This is a genomic window from Mycobacterium novum, from assembly GCF_010726505.1.
Taxonomy (GTDB): Bacteria; Actinomycetota; Actinomycetes; order Mycobacteriales; family Mycobacteriaceae; genus Mycobacterium; species Mycobacterium algericum.
Window position 1 is genome coordinate 3,937,454 of sequence record NZ_AP022562.1, and the last position, 21,190, is coordinate 3,958,643.

Consider the following 21,190-nt stretch of genomic DNA (forward strand, 5'->3'; position numbering starts at 1 on the left):
ACTCGGAAGGGGCCCGACATGGACGACCGACGGTATGTGGTGATCGGGGGCGGCCTGGCGGGGCTGGCCTCGGCGGTCTGGCTGGCCGAGGCGGGCAAGAAGGTGACCCTGCTGGAGCGGCGTGGACGGCTCGGCGGTCGCACCCACGCGATGAAAGTGGACGGGATAGCCGACCTTCCGGACAACGGCCAGCACGTCATCGCAAGCGGCTATGAACACCTGTTCCGCTACCTGACCAGCGTCGGCACCCGGTCGATGGTCGAGTTCCCGGCCGGCGGCACCCTGCGCTGGCCGGGAGGCGCCACGACCACCATGGCGACCCGCGGGCTGGGTGCGGTGCGGACACTGTTCGGTGTGCACCCGGAGGCAAGCCTGCTCGACCGCGTGCGCACGGCGGTGGCGACGGCACGGTTGACACACCAGGCACTGCGCCAACCCGTCGATCTGCCCGATCTCTCCACCGACCAGTGGTTTCGGCGGGTGGGCATGCCGGCGTCGGCGCGCCAGGCGATATGGGACTGGCTTGCCCTCGGCATCGCCGCCGAGCCGGTGGAGCGTGGCTCGGCCAAGGTCTTCGCCGACGTGCTCGCCACCGGAATCCGGCTGGGCCTGCGGCACCGCACCGCGGTGACGATCGGCTACCCGACCACCGACCTCGACACGCTCTACATCACGGGTGCGCTCGCGCTGTTCGACCGACTCGGCGTCGACGTGCGCTATCGCACGGTGGCCAGGCGAATCGTGGTGCAGGACAACGTGGTCCGCGCGGTGGAACTGGCCGATGGTACCGAGATACCGGCAGACGCGGTGGTGTGCGCGGTGCCCAACTCCCATATCGGCGGCCTGCTCGACGACCTGCCCGAACACGCCGAAATCTACGCCGCGGCAGACAAGTTGCATCACACCCCGATAGTGAGCACCAACCTCTACCTGGACCGGCCGCTGGGCACCGAAGCAGCGATGGAGGCGGTGATCGGCGGCACCGGCATCATCGACGAGGTCTTCGACCGGCAGCGGATGCAGGGCCGCGACCCGGACGGCGCATGGCTGTACTGCCTGACCACCAGCGGCGCCTACGAACAGATCCACCGGTCCAGCGACCAGATCGTGGCCGAGCAGTTGGAGCTGCTGCGCCGCTACTATCCGGCCGCCGCCGAGGCGAACGTGGTGGCCGCCCAGGTGGTCAAGATGCCGAAGGCGACCTTCTCGCAGGTCGTCGGCACCGACGGGCTGCGCCCGGACCAGCGCACCTCGGTGCCGAGCCTGGTGCTCGCCGGCGACTGGACCCGCACCGACTGGTCGGCGACGATGGAAAGCGCCGCGCAGAGTGCGGCCCGCGCGGTAAAGCTGCTGCTCGCACTGCCGGAACACCGATGAGCGCGCAGCCGGCGTCGCCGCGGCGGCGGATGTCGGGACAGGCCCGCCGTGCCCAGTTGCTCGACCGTGCCCGCGACATCGTCGCCACCGAGGGTTTCGCCGCGGTGACCATCGAACGGGCGGCCCGCGCCGCCGGGGTCACCCGCACGGTGGTGTACCAGAACTTCGGCGACCTGGCCGGATTGATGTCGGCGCTGCTCGACCGGGAATCGGAGATCGCCTTCGCCGGCATGCGCAGTGTGGACCGCCCGCCCGACGACGACCCGGACGCGGTCGGCCGGGGCATCCTGGCCTACCTGCACGCGGCGCCGACAAGCTGGCGCATCATCTTGAGCCCGCCCGCCGCAGCACCACCGCAACTGCAAGCCCGCACCGAGCTGGGCCGCCGCTATGCCCGCCGTATCGCGGCAGACAGGTTGTCCGGGCTCACCGGTCACCCGGTCGACGCCGACGGCGCGACGGCGCGACTGCTGTTGTCCGCACTGGAGGAACTGGCGCTGCTGCACCTGACCGACCCCGATGCGTATCCGGATGAGTTGGTGCTGCGCTATCTGCGGTCGCTGGTCGGCTGGGCGGTCCGCCTCGAGACGGCGACGCCGCCGACACCGTGACAGCCGCCACCCGGCCTGCCGCCGCACGCAGCCAGGACGGTAAGGTGGGCAGCCACAGGGCCGAGTCGTTCAGGTGTCTCGTCGTGGGGCGTGTCGACGAGCATCTCCCGGTCGCGGGGGAGCACAGGCACTACCCGGCCCGCGACCTGGGGGCGCCCCACCGGACTGTCAGGCCGTCACCAGGAGCGCATAGCTATATTTGCCCGAGCTAACTTTTGGATCGATACCCGGAGGGTGACATTGTGAGCGAAAAGGGTCGGCTGTTCACCAGTGAGTCGGTGACCGAGGGACATCCCGACAAGATCTGTGACGCCATCAGCGACTCGGTGCTCGACGCACTGCTCGCCGATGACCCCCGCTCCCGGGTCGCGGTGGAGACCCTGGTCACCACCGGTCAGGTGCACGTGGTCGGCGAGGTGACGACCAGCGCCCGGGAGGCGTTCGCCAACATCACCAACACCGTGCGCGAGCGCATCCTCGACATCGGCTACGACTCGTCGGACAAGGGCTTCGACGGTGAGACCTGCGGGGTCAACATCGGCATCGGCGCCCAGTCACCCGACATCGCGCAGGGTGTCGACACCGCCCACGAAGCCCGCGTCGAGGGCGCGGCCGACCCGCTGGACTCCCAGGGCGCCGGCGACCAGGGCCTGATGTTCGGCTACGCCATCGCTGACACCCCCGAGCTGATGCCGCTGCCGATCGCGCTGGCGCACCGGCTGTCGCGGCGGCTGACCGAGGTCCGCAAGAACGGCACGCTGGACTACCTGCGCCCGGACGGCAAGACCCAGGTCACCATCGAGTACGAGGACGACGTCCCGACCCGGCTGGACACCGTGGTGATCTCCACCCAGCACGCCGACGGCATCGACCTGGTGAAGACCCTGGACCCCGATCTGCGGGAGCACGTGATCTCCACCGTGCTCGCCGAGCTCGGCCACGAGACCCTGGACTCCTCGTCGACCCGGGTGCTGATCAACCCGACCGGCAAGTTCGTCGTCGGCGGTCCGATGGGTGACGCCGGCCTGACCGGCCGCAAGATCATCGTCGACACCTACGGCGGCTGGGCTCGCCACGGCGGCGGCGCCTTCTCCGGCAAGGACCCGTCGAAGGTGGACCGCTCGGCCGCGTACGCGATGCGCTGGGTGGCCAAGAACATCGTCGCCGCAGGCCTGGCGCAGCGCGTCGAGGTCCAGGTGGCCTACGCCATCGGCAAGGCCGCGCCGGTCGGTCTGTTCATCGAGACTTTCGGCACCGCCACCGTCGACCCGGTCAAGATCGAGAAGATCGTGCCCGAGGTCTTCGACCTGCGCCCGGGTGCGATCGTGCGCGACCTGGACCTGCTGCGCCCGATCTACGCGCCGACCGCTGCGTACGGCCACTTCGGCCGTACCGACATCGAACTGCCGTGGGAGCAGCTCGACAAGGTCGACGACCTCAAGCGCGCCATTTAATTCCGCCGAGCAGACGCATAGGCCCCCATTTCCGACCGGATTTGGGGGCCTATCCGTCTGCTCGCGCCGTAGAAAATCAGGCGGTGAACCGGTAGTCGTCGAGGTCGAAGTGTCGGCTGCGCCAGTAGGCCTCCACCGTCGTGGTGGGTCGCAACGGGACATCCCCGTTCTTGTCGAAGTAGTAGCTGTTGGCCGACTTGCAGCTGTCCTGCCAGAAGACCTGCCGGTGGCGTTTGCTCATCATCTCGTCGAAGTAGCGGGCGTTGGCCGCCTCGGATATCTCGATCCGGGTCGCCCCACGGCCACGGGCGCTCGTCAGGCACCGCACGATGTGATGGGTCTGTGCTTCGACGAGCGCGAAATACGATGACCCGACGTAGCCGTACGGACCGAAAACGCTGAAAAGATTGGGGAATCCGGGGATGCTGACCCCCTCGTAAGCCTGCAGCCGGTGCTCGTCCCAGAACCGGCTCAGCGACTGGCCGCCGGCACCGGTGACGGCGAATGTCGGGATGTTGTCACTGTCCATCACCTTGAACCCGGTGGCCAAGATCAGCACGTCGACCTCGTGGGACGACCCGCCCGCGGTGACGACCCCGGTGGGGGTGATCCGGTCGATGGGATCAACCACCAAATGAACGTTGTCGCGGTTGAACGTCGACAGGTAGGTGTTGTGGAAGCCGGGGCGCTTGCAGCCGACCGCGTAGCGCGGCGTGAGCTGATCACGCACCACCGGATCGTGCACCTGGCGGCGCAGGTACGCCCGCCCGGCGGACTCCATCTGCTTGGCCAGCGGGAACACCGTGAAGTACTGCGCCGCGATCGGGAAGGTCGCCTCGACGTAGGCCTGGCTGGCCAGCCGCTGCACCGCCATGCCGCCGGGAACCCGCATCGCCCAGCGGATCGGAGCCGGTAGCGGCAGATCCAGCTTCGGGAAGCACCAGATCGGGGTGCGCTGAAAAACCGTGAGTGAGGACACGGTCGGCGCGATCTCCGGGATCACCTGCACCGCCGATGCCCCGGTACCGATCACCGCGACGCGCTTGCCGGTCAGGTCCTGGGAATGGTCCCAGCGCGCGGTGTGGATGGCCACGCCGGCGAAGGTGTCGACGCCGTCGATATCGGGCAGCTGCGGCGTGGTCAGCACGCCGCTGGCGTTGATGAGAAAGCGTGCCGTGACCCAGCCGCTGGCGCCATGCGGCCGTTCCAGCTGCACCCGCCACACGTCGCGTTCGTCGTCGAACTCCGCCGACAGCACCTTGGTCCCGAACTGGATCCGGGAGCGCAGCCCGTACTTGTCGACGCAGTGCTCGGCATAGTTCTTCAGCTCCCGGCCGGGTGCGTAGGTACGCGACCACTCGGTGCTCTGCTCGAAGGAGAACTGATACGAGAACGACGGAATATCCACGGCGATACCGGGATAGGTGTTCCAATGCCAGGTGCCACCGACCCCGTCGCCGGCCTCGATGATCCGATAGTCGGGCATGCCGGCTCGGTCGAGGCCGATCGCCGCGCCGATGCCGGAGAAGCCGGCGCCGACGATCAGGACTTCATGGTCGGGTTTCTCGGTCACGGTGGCTCCTCGTCGCTGATATCGCTCGACCGTAGCGCGCCGGGCGGTCGCGTCAGTCAGGAACGGGGGCGTGCAGGGCCGCTTTCAGGGCCGCCAGCCCCAGGTCGGTGGCCTCGGTGGCCGACGGGATGATCCCGGCGTAGCCCAGGTAGCCGTGCACCTGGGTCGTCGCGTTGTGCACCTGCACCGGCACCCCGGCGGCCGACAGCAGTTCGCCGTAGCGGATACCGTCGTCACGCAGCGGATCGTGGCCGGCCACCGCGATATAGGCCGGCGGCAGACCCGCCAGATCCGCCGCCCGCGCCGGCGCCAGCATCGGCGGCGGGTCACTCAGGTCGACCCCCGCGGCGTAGGCGAAGGTGACCTCCGCCAGGGCCTCGCGGTCGATGATCGGTGCCGAGGCGTTCTCGGTGAAAGATGGCAGCGTGGTGTCATAGGTGGTCGCCGGATACCACAGCAACTGAAAAGTGATGCAAGGCGTCCGATTGTCGCGGGCCAGCTGCGACACCACCGCCGCCAGGTTTCCGCCGGCCGAATCGCCGGCCACCGCCAGCCGGGCTGGATCTGCGCCCAGCTCCTCGGCATGTGCCGCCACCCATTCGGTGGCCGCCATCGCGTCCTCGACGGCGGCCGGGAACGGGTGCTCGGGAGCCAACCGGTAATCGACCGATACCACCACCGCGTCGGCGTGGACCGCATGCTGGCGGGCGGTGCCGTCGTGGGTGTCGAGGTCACCGGCGACGAACCCGCCGCCGTGGAAGTACACCACCACCGGAGCGGCGCCGGGGTTCGGCGGGCGATAAATCCGCACCGGCAGGTCGCCGCCAGGGCCCTCGATGACCCGGTCCTCCGCGGGCAACTCGGGGTACACCGGCCGACGTGGCAGGTCGCGCATCGTGCGGCGCGCCGCTTCGACGCCGTCGGCCAGAGTCAGCCGGTAGGGGACGGCGTCCAGTACCTTCAGCACTATGGGGTCGATAGCGGAGTCATCGTCGACGAACGGCATGGGAACACCGTACGCAACACGACTGGTCCCCACCGCCTGGGCCGCGGCTGGTTGGGTCGCTGTCGGGTACGGGATCTTTCTGACCGTGCTGGCGCTGCGATCACCGCCGGGCGATGCGCTGACCGGGCACTGGGTCGGCCAGCCGGCGTTCAAGGCGGCCATGGCGGTATTACTGGCGGTGGCCGCGGCGGCGCACCCGATCCTGCGCGAGGCGCGCTGGCTGATCCCTGCGTTGATCCTGTCGGCCGCCGGTGACTGGCTGCTGGCGATCCCGTGGTGGGAGCCGTCGTTCGTTGCCGGCCTGACCGCGTTCCTGTTGGCGCACTTGTGCTTTCTGGGGGCACTGCTTCAGCTGGCGGTGGTCTCTCGCGGCGGGCTGATCGGGGCGGGTCTGGTCGGCGTCAGTTGCCTGGCCCTGTTGGTGTGGTTCTGGCCCGGCCTGTCTCGCGAGGGGATGACCGTCCCGGTGACCGTCTACGTGCTGGTGCTCGGCGCCATGGTGTGCGCGGCCCTGCTGGCGAAACTGCCCACCCGTTGGACGGCATTGGGTGCGGTGTTCTTCGCGGTGTCGGACGCCATGATCGGGGCCGGCAAGTTCGTGCTGGGCAACGAGATGCTGGCGGTGCCGATCTGGTGGGCCTATGCGGCGGCGCAGCTGCTCATCACGGCCGGCTTCTTCTTCGGCCGCTCCGGCGGCGAGCAGCCGGCCTTGGACTGAGCAAGACTGAGGCCCGCCGGCGGGCCAGATCAGTCAGTGCCGGTGTTGCCCTGTTCCGGGACGCAGCAGTTCCGGGTCGAAAGCAGGAAGCCGGTGGCGGTGCGGTGCGGTCATGTGGTCGTGCGCCAGCGCGTCGCCGTGGCCGGACGCGATGTCGCCGATGCTGAACAGCGACTCGCTGCCCGGTTTGAAATAGGAGCTGTGACCGGCTATCGGTGAGGACAGCCACGGGGGCTCGGCTTTGAACCGGGTCGAGCCGTAGCCGTCGTCGGCCGGGTCGGGGCCCAGCCCGACCGTTGCGGCGGTTGCGGGCACCGGCAGTTGTGGTTCGCCGGCGAATCCGGTGATCGGATCCGACGATGCCGCGCCCACATACACGTGCCCGTCCCGCGGCAGATGAAAGTCCTTGGCGCTGCGTGCCAGGTCGGTTCCCGGCGAGCCGACGAGCACCACATCATCGGCCCGCATCCCGAAGCCGGCCGCGGCGTCGGCCACCGTGGTCGAGCCGTACGAATGCCCGACCACGGTGATATGGCCGGTGCCGCGGTGCGCCGCCCGCAGGGCGTTGACGTCGGCGGCCAGCATGCTGCCGCCGGACCGCGCCGAATTCGGTTGCGCCACCAGTGGATCCAACAGGCTGTCCGGGGTGCGATAACCCATCCACAGGATGACCGAATTCGATCGGGCCGGATCGGCGCGGGCGGCCTCGCGGTGGACGTTCACCCCGTCGGGATTCGACAGGTAGCCGTCACGGACGCTGCTGTGCGCCCCGGGCACCAGCACGGTGGTGTTGTCGGCGGTGTCGGGATCGCCGATCGCGATGGCGGCCCGGCCCCGGCCGGCGAACGCCGCCGGATCATAACTGAGCAACAGCACCGCCCCGGTGCCCGCGTCGGCGTTGGAGCGCAGCCCGTCACGGACCCGCAGCGCGTTGTCGTAGCGGATCATGTCCGCGGCGCTGATCGCCTTGGTGGCGTGCTCCACCCGGCTGATGTCATCGGCGAGAGCCTGCCGGTTCAACCGGTCGCGCACTCGGGCCGGGACCCCATAGTCCGGCCCCAGCGATCGCAGCAGCGCCGTACCCGCCCGGTTGTCGGCGGCGACGTCGGCGACCACCCGGCGGATGTCTCGGGCCTTGGCGGCCAAGAAGAGCTGGAACTGGCGGACACCGGCCGGGGTGTCCCATGCCGGCGCCCGCTGATCGCCCAGCGCATCGCGGATCTCGGCGCCGATGCTATCGAGACGCCGACGACCCTCCCGGGCGTGATCGACCGCGCCGCGCAGGGCCGTGGACAGCACGTCGTCGGTGCGGGCTGCGGTCTGCTGCCGGACGGCGAGTGAGCCCTCGCGTACCTGCGCCGTCTCCGCGTGGGCGCCGCGCTGTTCGGGCATACCGCAGCAAGGTAATTCGGCGCGAGCAACGGCGCGCCCGCCGATCCACAGGCCCGGTGGCTCTGTGATCCGGCGGATGCCGGGGTCGGCGGCGTCTGCTAGACCTGCGTGGTGAGCGTCGAGCGCCTCGAGAGCGAACCCGCCGAGCCCGGCGGCCCCATCGCCCGGGTGCTGCCGATGCTGACGGTGCCGCATCTGGACCGCGAGTTCGACTATCTCGTCACACCGGAGCAGGCTGAACACGCGCTGCCCGGCACCCGCGTGCGGGTGCGCTTCCACGGTCGGCTGGTCGATGCCTTCATCTGGGAGCGCCGCGCCGATACCGACCACACCGGCAGACTGGGCCGGCTGGAGCGGGTGATCTCGGCCGAACCGGTGCTCACCGCCGAGGTTCGCCGGCTGGTGGAAGCGGTGGCTGCCCGTTACGCCGGCAGCCGGGCCGACGTGCTGCGCCTGGCGATACCGCCGCGCCACGCCCGGGTGGAACGCGAAGCGGTGGAGCTACCGGAGGCGCCGGTGCTCGAACCGGTGAATCCGGCGGGCTGGCAGCGCTATCCGGCCGGCGGCGCGTATCTGGCGGCGCTGGAGGAGGGGCGGGCCGCACGTGCGGTCTGGCAGGTGCTGCCGGGCGACTCATGGACCGATCGGTTCGCCGAGGCTGCCGTCGCCGCCATCCGTGCCGGGCGCACCGCGCTGGCGATCGTGCCGGATCAGCGCGATGTCGACGCCCTGAGCCGTGCGGCGACGGCCCGCATCGACGAGTCGGCGGTGGTGGCGCTGTCGGCGGGGCTGGGGCCGGCCACCCGGTACCGGCGCTGGCTGTCGGTGCTGCGCGGCGGCGCCCGGCTGGTGATCGGCACCCGCAGTGCGGTCTTCGCCCCGCTGCCCGAGCTGGGGCTGGTCATGGTCTGGGACGACGGCGATGACAGCCTGGCCGAGCCGCGGGCGCCTTACCCGCACGCCCGTGAGGTGGCGATGCTGCGGGCGCATCTGTCGGGCTGTGCCGCACTGATCGGTGGCCATGCGCGCACCGCCGAGGCACACGCCCTGGTGAATGCCGGATGGGCGCACGACGTGGTGGCATCGCGGACGGTGGTGCGGGCTGCGGCACCGCGAGTGGTGGCCCTCGACGACAGCGGGTATGCGGACGAGCGTGACGCCGCGGCGCGCACCGCCCGACTGCCCGCGGTCGCCCTGCAGAGCGCGCGCACCGCACTGGCCGCGGGTGCACCGGTGCTGGTGCAGGTGCCCCGGCGCGGGTATGTGCCGTCGCTGGCGTGTGGACGCTGTCGAACCATCGCGCGGTGCCGGCACTGCACCGGGCCGTTGTCGCTGCCGGAGCGCGGCGGTGCGGCAGTGTGCCGGTGGTGCGGCCGGGTCGATCCAGCGCTGCGGTGTGGGCGCTGCGGCTCGGATTCGGTGCGCGCGGTGGTCATCGGCGCGCGCCGCACTGCCGAAGAACTCGGCCGCGCCTTCCCGGGCACCCCGGTCATCACCTCCGCCGGGGACACCATCGTCGATCGCACCGATGACGGGCCCGCGTTGGTGATCGCCACCCCCGGTGCCGAACCGCGGACCCCGAACGGCTACGGGGCGGGACTGCTGCTGGACAGCTGGGCGCTGCTGGGCCGCCAGGATCTGCGCGCCGCCGAAGACACGCTGCGCCGCTGGATGGCCGCGGCGGCGCTGGTGCGCGACCGCGATGCCGGCGGGGTGGTGACAGTGGTGGCCGAGTCGTCGATCCCGACCGTGCAGGCTCTCATCCGGTGGGACCCGGTCGGCCATGCCGATGCCGAACTGGGCACCCGCGCCGAGGTCGGACTGCCGCCGGCGGTGCATATCGCCACCGTCGACGGTGATGTGGAGTCGGTGACGGCGCTGCTGGAGCAGGCGCGGTTACCCGACGGCGCCGAGCCGCTGGGCCCGGTACCGCTGCCGCCCGGGGTGCGGCGCCCGGCCGGTATCGGCGACGAGTCGGCCGTGATCCGGATGCTGGTCCGGGTGGGCCGCGATCACGGTCTTGCGCTGGCTGCGGCGCTGCGTGACAGCATCGGTGTGCTCAGCGCGCGCGGGTCACACCGCCCGGTGCGGGTGCAGATCGACCCGCTGCACATCGGCTGACCCGCCGACGGCGAGGCCAGGTCGCCGGGACACGTCGCCGTCCCGCGCGGTGACCGACCCTATCTCCCTTGGACTTTCAGGAACTCGTCAAGCGGGCGCCGCCGGGTGCGCGGCGGTGATTCTTCGGTGGCGGGCGCGTGCCCGATCCGGATCAGCACCTGCGGGAGGGCATCACCGCCCACCAGCGTCTCGACGATCTCCCGGGACGCCTGTACCTCGGTCAGATGTGTCAGCGGGCAGGTGGCCAGTCCGGCCATCGTGCACTCCAGCAGGACGGCCGAGAGCGCCTCGCCGGTCGCCAGGGCGTCGGCGCGGGTATCGCTGTCGGTGGACAGCACCACGACGGTGGCCTGGTCCTCGGTGAGGTGAACCCGCCGTTCCTGCCGATGGCCGGCGGGAAACGCTCGCCCGATGCCCACCCGGTCACCTTCGGTGAGCGACGCCAACGAGCGGTAGGGGATACCCGCAGATTCCTCGAACGGCACCGTCCAGCGATTCAGTTCGGCATGGTAGTTGGAGTCGTAGAGCCGCAACGATTCCGCCAACTGCGACGCCTGCGCAAGCCGAGGGCGCGCGTCCTCGGGCAGCACATCGAGATGCACCCGCATGTGGCCGATGTGGTTGCGCAGTACGGGTTCGAACAAGTCCCAGTTCGACGGTGCGGCCAGCGCCAACCGATCGCTGCGTCGTACCCGGATCGCGTCTACGCGGCGGTGATGTCCGGCGGTGACAAAGCCCATCCGGGCGAAGCGGATCGACGCGAGGTGATCGGGGTTGTTGGGATTGGGAAACCGCTGCACATCGGTGCGCAGGCCGACCGCGGCCACGGCGGCCCGAAGATGATCCAGCGCCGCACCGCACCCGATGACCGCCTGGCGGCCGCCCCGATCCGACGGAAGTATCCGGCCGGGGTCGACGAACAACCGGAGTTCATCGCCGTCGAGCACCCAGCGCCACGGCTGGATGTTGTGCTGCGACGGGGCACGGCATGCGGTCTGCACCGCATCCCGGATCGTTTCGGTCGCGACCAACGCGGCAGACACCTCAGTCCTCCGATCTCCACCTATCACCCATGATCCCGTGAACCGAGTGCCGGCGAAAGGGCCGTTGGCACTCTGCGGGTCGTCGTCCTACCTGCATAGCAGGCGAACGGCGCCGGGGTGAGGCCCAACGCCTCCTGCGAACCGGCCCGGCCTGCCGTAGCTTCAAGGTCGGGGCGGGCGACGATGGCTGGAGGGCCGCACGATGTCACAAGCGGAGACGACCCGCGGGATAGTGGTGGGTGTCGACGGATCGGCCGAATCCGATGCGGCGGTCGCCTGGGCGACGCACGAGGCGGCTATGCGCAACCTGCCGCTCACCCTGTTGCACGTGGTGACCCCGCTGGAGACCGGATGGCCGCCGGACCCACGGTCTGACGGCATGCCCAGCTGGCAGGCCGACGCGGCGCGAGGGGTCCTCGAACGGGCCCGCAGTGTTGTCGAATCCCGCGGGCCCGCGGCACCCAGGGTGCACACCGAGATTGCCTACTCCCAGGTCATCGCCACGTTGATCGGTGCCACCAAGGGCAGTTGGATGACCGTCGTCGGCAGCACGGGCCTGGGCGCGATCGGCCGCTTGCTGCTGGGCTCGGTGAGCACCAGCCTGATCCACCACGGCCACGGCCCGGTGGCGGTCATCCGGACGGATCGTGCCGTCGCCGAGGACGCACCCGTGGTGGTGGGGATCGACGGATCGCCGGCCTCGGAGACCGCGGCGGCGCTGGCGTTCGACGAGGCGTCCCGCCGGGGAGTGCCACTGGTGGCGTTGCACGCCTGGAGCGACGTCGGGGTCATGCCTCTGCTGAACATCGACCGCAGCGACTACGAAGAGCAGGCACACGAGATTCTCGCGGAACGGCTTGCCGGCTACCAAGAGCAGTATCCCGATGTGACCGTTCACCGGAAGGTGGTCAGTGACCAGCCCGCACGCTGGTTGATCCACGCGGCCGAGCAGGCCCAACTGGTGGTGGTGGGCAGTCGCGGCCGTGGCGGATTCGCGAGTCAACTGTTGGGTTCGGTCAGTTCCGCGGTCGCCCAGGCGGCGGGGATTCCGGTGATCGTGGTCCGCCCGCGGCCCGCCGCGAAATGACCTTGGCCGCATCGATCGTCAACACTGGAAGCCATGGAATCTGAGATACCCGGGGAGAAGGCGGCGCCCTACGTTCAGGCACACGAAACGCACTCCGGCGTGGTGGTGCTGGTGGGCGATCGGGCCTACAAGGCCAAAAAGCCGCTGCAGACCGACTTCCTCGATTTCCGCACCGTGGCGCAGCGCGAGCAGGCGTGTAGGCGAGAAGTCGAGCTCAACAGTCGCCTTGCACCCGATAGCTATCTCGGGGTGGCCCACTTGCAGGGGCCCGCCGGCGCGCCGGCCGAACCGGTCATCGTGATGCGGCGCTATCACGACGAAGAACGGCTGGCGTCGATGGTCAAGCGCGCCGAGCCCGTCGAACGCGTGCTCGATCGCATCGCCGGCCTGCTGGCCGATTTCCACGACCACGGCGAGCGCAGCCCGACGATCAGCCGGCAGGGGGACCCCGAGGCGGTCCGGCAACGCTGGGACGACAACTTTCCCACGCTGCACCAGCACGCCGGCACCGCTGTGCCATCCGAAACCGTGCGGCGAGTGCAGGGTCTCGGCGCCGAATACCTGAGCGGCCGGGCGGGTCTGTTCACCCGGCGCGTCGAGCAGGGATGCATTGTCGACGGCCACGCCGACCTGCTGGCCGACGACATCTTCTGGGTGGACGACCGGCCGGTGCTGCTCGACTGCCTGGAGTTCAGCGACGAACTGCGCTATGTCGACCGCATCGACGACGCCGCCTTCCTGGCCATGGATCTGGAGTTCCTCGGCAGCAAGGATCTGGGGGACCATTTCCTGGAGCGCTACGCGGCATGTTCGGGCGATACCGCGGCGCGCTCGCTGCGGGATTTCTACATCGCCTACCGCGCGGTGGTGCGGGCCAAGGTCGACTGTGTGCGGTTGACCCAGGGCAAACGAGGGTCCGCAGCGGCCGCGGCCGACCACCTGGACATCGCCTTGCGTCACCTGGAGGACGGCGCCGTGCGGTTGGTGCTCGTCGGCGGCGGCCCCGGTACCGGGAAGTCGACCCTGGCCGGCGCACTCGCCGAGCGGGTCGGGGCGGTGGTGGTGTCGACCGACGACGTGCGCCGGGAACTGCGCAGCTCCGGGCAGCTCAGCGGAGAGACCGGCAATCTCGGCGCGGGTCTCTACGCGCCGGCCAACGTCGCAGCCGTCTATCACGCGGTACTGCAACGGGCGGGCCGCCACCTGGGCGACGGGGTGTCGGTCGTGCTCGACGGCACCTGGCGTGACGCGGAGACCCGCGCCGAAGCGCGCCGGCTGGCCGACGACAAGCATGCGGCGTTCGGCGAGATCCGCTGTGTGGTGCCGATCGAGGTCGCCGCCGAGCGCGTCAGGACCAGGGCGGCGGGCAACTCCGATGCGACACCCCAGATCGCCGGCGTGCTGGGGGCTGACGACTTCCGGTGGGACACCGCGCATCACGTCGACACGTCGAAGCCGCTCGATGAGTGCGTGCGAGAGGCCCACGAGCAATGGCGGGCCGCGATCCAGCCGCCGTACGGGGACGGCGCCGCGCGGTAGCCGCCGCCGCGACCCGTCGCTTCCCTAAACTGTTCCGGTGCGCATCGTCTTCGCCGGCACCCCGGACACCGCGTTGCCGTCGTTGCAGCGGCTGATCGACTCACCGCGCCACGAGGTGGCGGCGGTGCTCACCCGGCCCGACGCGGCGTCGGGGCGGCGGGGGCGCCCGCAGCCGTCGCCGGTGGCGCGGCTGGCTCTCGACCACGACATCCCGGTGCTGCGGCCGGCCAAGCCGAACTCGCCGGAGTTCGTCGCCGAGCTGGCCGACCTCGCACCCGAGTGCTGCCCGGTGGTCGCCTACGGGGCGCTGCTGCGCGACGGCCTGCTGTCGGTACCGGTGCACGGCTGGATCAACCTGCACTTCTCGCTGCTGCCGGCCTGGCGGGGGGCGAGCCCGGTGCAGGCTGCTATCGCCGCCGGCGACGAAGTGACCGGCGCCACGACGTTCCGGATCGAACCGGACCTGGACTCCGGTCCGGTCTACGGTGTCGCCACCGAGACGATTCGCCCGGGCGACACCGCCGGTGAGCTGTTGAGCCGACTGGCGGTCTCGGGTGCCGAACTACTGGCGGCCACTCTCGACGGCATCGCCGACGGCGCACTGACCGCGGTCCCACAGTCACCCGACGGGGTCAGCTATGCCTCGAAGATCAGCGTCGAGGACGCGCGGGTGCGCTGGGAGCTGCCCGCCGCGGTGATCGACCGTCGCATCCGGTCTGTCACCCCGAATCCGGGCGCCTGGACGATGATCGGCGATCTGCGGATCAAGCTCGGACCGATCAGCATCACCGAGGAAGCGCCGAAGACGCTGGCGCCCGGGGACATTCACGTCGACCGGCGAAGCGTCTGGGTCGGCTCCGGATCGGCGCCGGTACGACTGGGCCAAATTCAGCCGCCGGGAAAGAAATTCATGGACGCTGCCGACTGGGCACGCGGCGCCCGGCTCACCGGGGCGCGGGCGTCATGACCCGCCCGCCGCGCCGGCCGCAGCGCGGCCCGCACAAACGCGAGCGCAAACCGCTGGATCCGGCACGCCGGGCCGCATTCGACGTATTGCGGGCGGTCTCACAGCGCGACGCCTACGCGAACCTGATGCTGCCCCCGCTACTACGCGAACGCGGGATCACCGGCCGCGACGCCGCTTTCGCCACCGAACTGGCCTACGGCACCTGCCGGGCGCGCGGGCTGCTCGACGCGATCATCGGGGCGGCCGCGCAGCGCTCGGCCGACGCGATCAACCCGGTGCTGCTGGACCTGCTGCGGCTGGGCAGCTACCAGTTGCTGCGCACCCGCGTCGACGCCCATGCCGCGGTGTCCACCACCGTCGACCAAGCTGCTATCGAATTCGATTCGGCGCGTGCGGGTTTCGTCAACGGGGTACTGCGAACCATCAGCGGCCGCGATGAGCAATCCTGGACCGGGGAGCTGGCGCCGGACGCGGCCACCGACCCGATCGGACACGCGGCGTTCGTCCGGGCGCATCCCCGCTGGATAGCGCAGGCCTTCGCCGATGCGTTGGGGGTCGACGCCGGTGAACTCGGCGCGGTGCTGGCCGCCGACGACGAGCGTCCGCAGGTGCATCTCGCCGCCCGGCCGGGCATGCTGACCGCCGCCGAGCTGGCCGCGGCCGTCGAGGGCACCGTCGGCCGGTATTCGCCGTACGCGGTGTACCTGTCCGGCGGCGACCCGGGCCGGCTGGAGCCGGTGCAGGCCGGTGCAGCCCTGATACAGGACGAAGGCAGTCAACTGGTGGCCCGTGCGCTGGCGTTGGCTCCGGTAGCCGGCGACGACACCGGGCGGTGGCTGGACCTGTGTGCCGGACCCGGCGGTAAGACCGCGCTGCTGGCCGCGCTGGGAGCCGCGACCGGCGCACGGGTGACTGCGGTGGAACAGTCGCCGCAGCGCGCCGACCTGGTCACCGAAAACACCCGTGGCCTGGATGTAGCGGTGCTGACCGTCGACGGCCGCGATTCCGGGTTGCCGCCCGGCTTCGACCGGGTACTGGTCGATGCGCCGTGCACCGGTCTGGGGGCATTGCGGCGCCGCCCCGAAGCGCGCTGGCGCCGCCAGCCTGCCGACGTCCCGGTGCTGGCGAAGCTGCAGCGCGAACTGCTGGCGGCGGCGATCGCGCTGACCCGGCCCGGCGGCGTGGTGCTGTATGCGACGTGTTCGCCGCACCTGGCCGAAACCGTCGGGGTGGTGGCCGACGCGCTGCGGCGGCACCCGGTGACGGCGCTGGACACCCGGCCGTTGTTCGCGCCGTTGGACGGCTTGGGCCTGCTCGGGGAAGGCCCGCACGTGCAGTTGTGGCCGCACCGGCACGGCACCGACGCCATGTTCGCCGCGGCGCTACAAGTAGGCTGAGCACCGTGTCACCACCCATGATCGCGCCGTCGATCCTGTCGGCGGACTTCGCCCGGCTCGCCGAGGAGGCCAATGCCGTCAAGGGCGCGGACTGGCTGCACGTCGACGTGATGGACGCCCACTTCGTACCCAATCTGACGATCGGCCTGCCGGTGGTGGAAAGCCTGTTGGCGGCCACCGACATCCCGATGGACTGCCATCTGATGATCGAGGACCCGGGCCGGTGGGCGCCGCCGTACGCCGAGGCGGGCGCCTACAACGTCACGTTCCACGCCGAGGCCACCGACGACCCGATCGCGGTCGCGCGCGACATCCGGGCCGCCGGCGCCAGAGCCGGGCTCAGCATCAAACCGGGCACGCCGCTGGAGCCCTACCTGGAGATCCTGCGGAACTTCGACACCTTGCTGGTGATGTCGGTGGAACCGGGATTCGGCGGGCAGTCCTTCATCCCCGAGGTATTGAGCAAGGTGCGCACGGTGCGCAAGCTGGTCGACGCCGGAGAGTTGAGCATCCTGGTGGAGATCGACGGCGGCATCAACGCCGACACCGTCGAACAGGCCGCCGAGGCCGGCGTCGACTGTTTCGTCGCGGGCTCGGCCGTCTACAGCGCCGAGGACCCGGGCGCCGCGGTCGAATCACTGCGCCGCCAGGCCCTCGCCGCGTCGCCGCATCTGCGCGCATGAGTGCCGAGGCATGAGCTCCGAAGGCGACGGCGAGCGAGGGACGAACGAGCAAGGAGCCGAGGCATGAGTACCGCCCCGGCCGCGACGGACGCCGCCGGTTTCGATGCGGCGATGCTGCTTGCGATCGACCAGTCGCAGCAGGTCAAGGGAAACACCTATCCCAATCCTCCGGTGGGTGCAGTGGTGCTGGACCGTGACGGCCAGGTGGTCGGCGTCGGCGGGACCCGGCCGACCGGTGAGGCGCACGCCGAGGTGGTGGCGCTGCGCCGCGCCGGCGAGCTGGCCGCCGGCGGCACTGTGGTGGTCACGCTGGCGCCCTGCAACCACCACGGCCGAACGCCGCCGTGTGTGGAGGCGGTGCTGGCCGCCGGTGTGGCACGGGTGGTCTATGCCGTCGAGGACCCCAATCCCGAGGCGGCCGGCGGGCCGGCGCGGCTGGCAGCGGCCGGGATCGAGGTGCTCTCCGGGGTGCAGGCCGCCGCGGTGACCGTCGGGCCGCTGCGGGAGTGGTTGCACAAGCAGCGCACCGGTTTGCCGCACGTGACGTGGAAATACGCCACCAGCATCGACGGGCGCAGCGCGGCCGCCGACGGGTCGAGTCAATGGATCACCAGCGAGGCGGCGCGGGCCGACCTGCACCGCCGCCGCGCGGCCGCGGACGCCATCGTGGTGGGCACCGGAACGGTGCTCGTCGACGATCCGACGCTGACCGCCCGGCTTCCCGACGGCACCCTGGCCGAACGGCAGCCGCTGCGTGTGGTGGTGGGAGAGCGAGAGATCTCCGCGGACGCCCAGGTGCTCAACGACGACTCGCGCACCATGGTGATCCGCACCCACGATCCGGCCGAGGTGCTGCGGGCGCTCTCGGATCGCACCGATGTGCTCCTGGAGGGCGGTCCCACGCTGGCCGGGGCGTTCCTGCGGGCCGGGGCCATCGACCGGATCCTGGCCTATGTGGCGCCGATCCTGCTGGGTGGGCCGATCACCGCCGTCGACGACGTCGGGGTGTCCAGCATCGCCCGGGCGCTGCGTTGGCGGTTCGACACCGTCGAGCCGATCGGCCCGGACCTGCTGTTGTCCCTGGTTCCGCACTGACCGGCGCGCCAGTCGCCGCCGACGCGGCGTTCGCCGAGATTGCGCCGAGGGCTGTGATTCTCTCGAAATCCACGACCGTGGAAGCGATCTCAGCGGTTCGCCGGTCCCAGTGTGCGCAATCCCGAGCTGCTAGCCGGCGTGGCGCTCGGGGACGCGCACGTTCGCGGAGGAACCGGCGCCGGGGTCCTCGACGGAATCGTTGTTGCTGCCGATGAACAGCCCGAGCACCGCGCCCACCACACAGACGATCGCGGTGATCCCGAAGATCTCGCCGTACATCATGGCGAACGCCAGCTTCGAATTGTGCGCGGTCGCGGCCATCTTCTCGGCCAGGCTGCCGCCGGGCACCTTGGGGATACCGGCCAGGATCTGGTTGAAGCGGTACAGGCCCCATGCCGACAGGGCGGCCAGCCCGACGAGCATCCCGGTCATGCGGGCCACCACCACCCCGGACGCGGCGATGCCGTGCTCGCGCGGCGGCACGGACCGCATCACCGCCGACGTCAACGGGCCGATCACCAGCCCCAGCCCGAAGCCGGCCAGCATCTGGTCGGTGTCCAGGGCGGGCAGCGAGAACAGGCCCAAGATGTCATGCCGGTAGGCCAGCAGATCGACCGGCCATTTCGAGATCAGCCAGTAGCCGCCGGCCGCGATCAACAGGCCGACGAACGTCACCCCCCGGTCGCCGACCCGGGTGGCGATCCAGCCGCCCAACAGCGCACCCACCGGTAGCGCGACCAGGAACCGCAGCAGCAATCCGGCGGCCTCGTTCTGGGTCATGCCCAGCACGCCCTGCCCGAACAGTTCGACGTCGACCAGCGTGACCATCAATGCCGCGCCGGCACACACCGAGGCGCCCAGTGCGGCCAAAAACGGCCCGAACCGGGCGCCGGTCGGGTCGATCAGCTTGGTGCGGGCGAACCGCTCCCACAGCGCGAACAGCACCGTGGCCGCCAAGGCGCCCGCCAACACCGGGGGGCCCCAGTCGGGCAGCGCCTGCTTGGCGTTGGGTTCGGGGTTGTACAGGCCGATGACGGCCAGCCCGAGTGCAACCGCCAGCAGCAGCCCGCCGACCACGTCGACGCGTTCGGGCGGCGCGTCGTCCGGGGCGGCGTCGGCCCGCGACGGCAGGCTGAAGTGGATCATCGCCATCGCCATCGCGGTCAGCGGCACGTTGATCCAGAACACATCGCGCCAATCCCGCAGCAGCCAGACGATGAAGATGCCGTAGAGCGGTCCGAGGACGCTGCCCAGTTCCTGGGCGGCGCCGATCCCACCGAGTACACCGGCCCGGTTGCGCTGCGACCACAGGTCGGCGCCCAGTGCCAAGGTCACCGGCAGCAGCGCGCCGCTGGCGACGCCCTGGATGGTGCGGCCCACGACCAGCGTGGACAGATCGGTCGCCAGTGCGGTCACCACCGAGCCGATGGCGAACGTGGTCAGGCTCACCTGGAGCAGCAGCTTGCGGCCGAAACGGTCCGACGCCCGCCCCAGCAGCGGCATCGCGGCGATGTAGCCGAGCAGATAGCAGGTGATGATCGGGGTGAGCTGCTGAATCTTGTTGATCGGGATCCCGACACCGGCAGGCTGCGGCGCCATGATGTCGCGCATGATGGTGACCACGACATAGGTGTCGAGGGCACCGAGCAGGACCGCGAGGCTACCTGCGCTGATTGCGAGTCTGCGGTTGACCCGCATCACGCTCCCGCCGGCTTCTCAACCGTGACCGGGTCATTCCAGTTCGACAGCGTCATCTGGATCGAGTTGCCGGCACTGGGGTCGAGCTGGGCCTGGACCAGCTGGTGGTCGCCATCCTCTTGGATCCAGACCGTGGCCGGCGTCGACGCGGTGGCCTTGAGCTGCGGGGCCAGGGCGTTCACGGCGTCGGCGGGCGCGTCGCCGGTGACCCGGACCGCCTTCTGGCCGTTGATGGTGTCGCGGGCCTGCGCCTTCGGGTCCTTCAGCTTGGCCAGCATGTTGGCCAGCCCCTTGTCGGGGCTCAGGATCGCTGCCACGTCGTAGATCTTGTCGGCGGCGCCGTAGTTGTCGTAGTCGTCACCGGTGATCGCCGCGTACAGATCGCCGTCAATCACCACGAACTTGGCGTCGACGTCCGAGCCCAGCATCGTGATCGTCGCGTTGCCCTTGGCCGCCGTCGTCGGTTCGTTGGTCAGATCGCCCTCGAGCGTCTTGACCGGCAGGTTCTTGATCTGGCCGGTCACCGAGAGGGCCAGGTGGGCACTCTTGAGGTCGGCGGTAGTGGTGGCCGACTCCTTGACCAGCGTCGTCGCGTCCGGCAGCGGACCGCCGGCATCCTTACTGGAGCAGCCGGCGAACAGCGCGGCGGCGGTGGTGGCGGTGGCCAGGGCGATCACAAGTCTGCGCATGGGTGACATCGTATAGAGGCCGCCCAGCCGGGGCGGTCCAGCGGGCGCATAGCCTGTTGTGATGTTCACCGGAATCGTCGAGGAACTGGGCGAGCTGGTCAGCCGCGACGAGCTGACTGACGCCGCGCGCCTGGTCATCCACGGCCCGACCGTCGTCTCCGACGCCCGCCACGGCGATTCGATCGCCGTCAACGGGGTGTGCCTGACGGTGGTGGAGGTGCTGCCCGGCGGCCGCTTCTCCGCCGATGTGATGCGCGAGACGCTGCATCGGTCCAGCCTGGGATCCCTGCAGGTCGGCGGGCCGGTGAACCTGGAGCGCGCGGCCGCGCTGGGCAGCCGCCTCGGCGGACACATCGTGCAGGGGCACGTCGACGGCACCGGACGGGTGCTGGACCGCAGGCCCGCGGAGCACTGGGAAGTGGTGCGGATCGCGCTGCCGGCGCCGCTGGCGCGCTACGTGGTGGAGAAGGGCTCGATCACCGTCGACGGCATCTCGCTGACCGTCGCCGGGCTGGGCTGTGACCCCGACGACTTCTTCGAGGTGTCGTTGATCCCGACCACACTGCAGCTGACCACGCTGGGCCGCGCCCCGGTCGGCGCACTGGTCAATCTCGAGGTAGACGTCATCGCCAAGTATGTCGAGCGGCTGGTGACAAATCCCGCTCGATGAGTCAGGCGGCAAACCCTGGCCTGGGAGTGGTTCATACTGGACGGGCGGGTTACGCCGATCGGGCGGCCCG

Annotated in this window: 18 protein-coding genes; 12 read left to right on the plus strand and 6 right to left on the minus strand. The window is 70.4% G+C overall.

Annotation, left to right across the window (positions count from 1 at the left end):
- Positions 1 to 18 precede the first annotated feature (18 nt).
- The 3 genes from G6N19_RS18625 (at position 19) to metK (ending at position 3,442) form a co-directional block, all read left to right on the plus strand.
- Positions 19 to 1,377: a hydroxysqualene dehydroxylase gene (locus G6N19_RS18625; RefSeq protein ID WP_193465409.1), complete on the plus strand. Its 1,359-nt coding sequence runs from the start codon at positions 19 to 21 to the stop codon at positions 1,375 to 1,377.
- Positions 1,374 to 1,988 carry a TetR/AcrR family transcriptional regulator gene (locus tag G6N19_RS18630; RefSeq protein WP_193465410.1) on the plus strand — a complete coding sequence of 205 codons (615 nt, stop codon included), beginning with the start codon at positions 1,374 to 1,376 and terminating at the stop codon, positions 1,986 to 1,988. The genes G6N19_RS18625 and G6N19_RS18630 overlap by 4 nt, the downstream gene beginning before the upstream one ends.
- Before the next feature lie 242 nt (positions 1,989 to 2,230).
- Positions 2,231 to 3,442 carry a methionine adenosyltransferase gene (gene metK, locus G6N19_RS18635; RefSeq protein ID WP_193465411.1) on the plus strand — a complete coding sequence of 404 codons (1,212 nt, stop codon included), beginning with the start codon at positions 2,231 to 2,233 and terminating at the stop codon, positions 3,440 to 3,442.
- 76 nt (positions 3,443 to 3,518) lie between these two features.
- Here metK and G6N19_RS18640 read toward each other — a convergent pair whose 3' ends face one another.
- Together G6N19_RS18640 and G6N19_RS18645 are read right to left on the minus strand one after the other, a co-directional pair.
- Entirely contained in the window at positions 3,519 to 5,015 is a 1,497-nt protein-coding gene (locus G6N19_RS18640) for a flavin-containing monooxygenase (RefSeq protein ID WP_193465412.1), read from the minus strand.
- A gap of 52 nt (positions 5,016 to 5,067) precedes the next feature.
- Positions 5,068 to 6,021: an alpha/beta hydrolase gene (locus G6N19_RS18645; RefSeq protein ID WP_193465413.1), complete on the minus strand. Its 954-nt coding sequence runs from the start codon at positions 6,019 to 6,021 to the stop codon at positions 5,068 to 5,070.
- On the opposite strand from G6N19_RS18645, the gene G6N19_RS18650 reads away from it, so the two are divergent.
- Entirely contained in the window at positions 6,020 to 6,739 is a 720-nt protein-coding gene (locus G6N19_RS18650) for a lysoplasmalogenase (RefSeq protein WP_041318052.1), read from the plus strand. The genes G6N19_RS18645 and G6N19_RS18650 overlap by 2 nt on opposite strands.
- A gap of 33 nt (positions 6,740 to 6,772) precedes the next feature.
- Here the strand turns inward: G6N19_RS18650 and G6N19_RS18655 are convergent, their stop codons facing one another.
- Complete coding sequence (locus G6N19_RS18655) at positions 6,773 to 8,131, minus strand: DUF4226 domain-containing protein (RefSeq protein ID WP_193465414.1); 1,359 nt, start codon at positions 8,129 to 8,131, stop codon at positions 6,773 to 6,775.
- 177 nt (positions 8,132 to 8,308) lie between these two features.
- Between G6N19_RS18655 and G6N19_RS18660 the strand changes: the two genes are divergently transcribed.
- Positions 8,309 to 10,252, plus strand: coding sequence for a primosomal protein N' (locus tag G6N19_RS18660; protein ID WP_193466442.1), 1,944 nt, complete (start codon positions 8,309 to 8,311; stop codon positions 10,250 to 10,252).
- A gap of 59 nt (positions 10,253 to 10,311) precedes the next feature.
- Here G6N19_RS18660 and G6N19_RS18665 read toward each other — a convergent pair whose 3' ends face one another.
- On the minus strand, positions 10,312 to 11,295 hold the full coding sequence (locus tag G6N19_RS18665; protein WP_193465415.1) for an Acg family FMN-binding oxidoreductase: 984 nt from the start codon (positions 11,293 to 11,295) through the stop codon (positions 10,312 to 10,314).
- Positions 11,296 to 11,497: 202 nt separating this feature from the next.
- Here G6N19_RS18665 and G6N19_RS18670 point away from each other — a divergent pair, with 202 nt between their 5' ends.
- The 6 genes from G6N19_RS18670 to ribD all read left to right on the plus strand — a co-directional run bounded on the left by G6N19_RS18670 (position 11,498) and on the right by ribD (position 18,063).
- Positions 11,498 to 12,382: a universal stress protein gene (locus G6N19_RS18670; protein WP_193465416.1), complete on the plus strand. Its 885-nt coding sequence runs from the start codon at positions 11,498 to 11,500 to the stop codon at positions 12,380 to 12,382.
- A gap of 33 nt (positions 12,383 to 12,415) precedes the next feature.
- Positions 12,416 to 13,921 (plus strand): bifunctional aminoglycoside phosphotransferase/ATP-binding protein, encoded by a 1,506-nt coding sequence (locus tag G6N19_RS18675; protein WP_193465417.1) that lies wholly within the window; start codon positions 12,416 to 12,418, stop codon positions 13,919 to 13,921.
- 37 nt (positions 13,922 to 13,958) lie between these two features.
- A complete protein-coding gene (gene fmt, locus G6N19_RS18680; RefSeq protein ID WP_193465418.1) occupies positions 13,959 to 14,888 on the plus strand; it encodes a methionyl-tRNA formyltransferase in 930 nt (309 codons plus the stop codon).
- Positions 14,885 to 16,285, plus strand: a complete 1,401-nt coding sequence (locus G6N19_RS18685) for an RsmB/NOP family class I SAM-dependent RNA methyltransferase (protein ID WP_013829223.1) — start codon at positions 14,885 to 14,887, stop codon at positions 16,283 to 16,285. The genes fmt and G6N19_RS18685 overlap by 4 nt, the downstream gene beginning before the upstream one ends.
- A 17-nt stretch (positions 16,286 to 16,302) precedes the next feature.
- Positions 16,303 to 16,968: a ribulose-phosphate 3-epimerase gene (gene rpe, locus G6N19_RS18690; RefSeq protein ID WP_041318046.1), complete on the plus strand. Its 666-nt coding sequence runs from the start codon at positions 16,303 to 16,305 to the stop codon at positions 16,966 to 16,968.
- A gap of 63 nt (positions 16,969 to 17,031) precedes the next feature.
- Positions 17,032 to 18,063, plus strand: a complete 1,032-nt coding sequence (gene ribD, locus G6N19_RS18695) for a bifunctional diaminohydroxyphosphoribosylaminopyrimidine deaminase/5-amino-6-(5-phosphoribosylamino)uracil reductase RibD (protein ID WP_013829221.1) — start codon at positions 17,032 to 17,034, stop codon at positions 18,061 to 18,063.
- A 129-nt stretch (positions 18,064 to 18,192) separates the two neighbouring features.
- Here the strand turns inward: ribD and G6N19_RS18700 are convergent, their stop codons facing one another.
- Positions 18,193 to 19,761, minus strand: coding sequence for an MFS transporter (locus tag G6N19_RS18700; protein WP_041318043.1), 1,569 nt, complete (start codon positions 19,759 to 19,761; stop codon positions 18,193 to 18,195).
- Positions 19,761 to 20,459, minus strand: a complete 699-nt coding sequence (locus G6N19_RS18705) for an LppX_LprAFG lipoprotein (RefSeq protein WP_041318040.1) — start codon at positions 20,457 to 20,459, stop codon at positions 19,761 to 19,763. Before G6N19_RS18705 ends, G6N19_RS18700 begins: the two co-directional genes overlap by 1 nt.
- A 52-nt stretch (positions 20,460 to 20,511) precedes the next feature.
- Here G6N19_RS18705 and G6N19_RS18710 point away from each other — a divergent pair, with 52 nt between their 5' ends.
- Positions 20,512 to 21,120 carry a riboflavin synthase gene (locus G6N19_RS18710; protein WP_041318037.1) on the plus strand — a complete coding sequence of 203 codons (609 nt, stop codon included), beginning with the start codon at positions 20,512 to 20,514 and terminating at the stop codon, positions 21,118 to 21,120.
- Positions 21,121 to 21,190: the final 70 nt, after the last annotated feature.

Bases quoted from the DNA above. Each gene is read 5' to 3' on its own strand.
- G6N19_RS18625 (WP_193465409.1), top strand. From the start codon at position 19: ATGGACGACCGACGGTATGTGGTGATCGGGGGCGGCCTGGCGGGGCTG.
- G6N19_RS18630 (WP_193465410.1), top strand. From the start codon at position 1,374: ATGAGCGCGCAGCCGGCGTCGCCGCGGCGGCGGATGTCGGGACAGGCC.
- G6N19_RS18650 (WP_041318052.1), top strand. From the start codon at position 6,020: ATGGGAACACCGTACGCAACACGACTGGTCCCCACCGCCTGGGCCGCG.
- G6N19_RS18645 (WP_193465413.1), bottom strand. From the start codon at position 6,021: ATGCCGTTCGTCGACGATGACTCCGCTATCGACCCCATAGTGCTGAAG.
- G6N19_RS18655 (WP_193465414.1), bottom strand. From the start codon at position 8,131: ATGCCCGAACAGCGCGGCGCCCACGCGGAGACGGCGCAGGTACGCGAG.
- G6N19_RS18660 (WP_193466442.1), top strand. From the start codon at position 8,309: ATGCTGACGGTGCCGCATCTGGACCGCGAGTTCGACTATCTCGTCACA.
- G6N19_RS18670 (WP_193465416.1), top strand. From the start codon at position 11,498: ATGTCACAAGCGGAGACGACCCGCGGGATAGTGGTGGGTGTCGACGGA.
- G6N19_RS18675 (WP_193465417.1), top strand. From the start codon at position 12,416: ATGGAATCTGAGATACCCGGGGAGAAGGCGGCGCCCTACGTTCAGGCA.
- G6N19_RS18685 (WP_013829223.1), top strand. From the start codon at position 14,885: ATGACCCGCCCGCCGCGCCGGCCGCAGCGCGGCCCGCACAAACGCGAG.
- rpe (WP_041318046.1), top strand. From the start codon at position 16,303: ATGATCGCGCCGTCGATCCTGTCGGCGGACTTCGCCCGGCTCGCCGAG.
- ribD (WP_013829221.1), top strand. From the start codon at position 17,032: ATGAGTACCGCCCCGGCCGCGACGGACGCCGCCGGTTTCGATGCGGCG.
- G6N19_RS18700 (WP_041318043.1), bottom strand. From the start codon at position 19,761: ATGCGGGTCAACCGCAGACTCGCAATCAGCGCAGGTAGCCTCGCGGTC.
- G6N19_RS18705 (WP_041318040.1), bottom strand. From the start codon at position 20,459: ATGTCACCCATGCGCAGACTTGTGATCGCCCTGGCCACCGCCACCACC.
- G6N19_RS18710 (WP_041318037.1), top strand. From the start codon at position 20,512: ATGTTCACCGGAATCGTCGAGGAACTGGGCGAGCTGGTCAGCCGCGAC.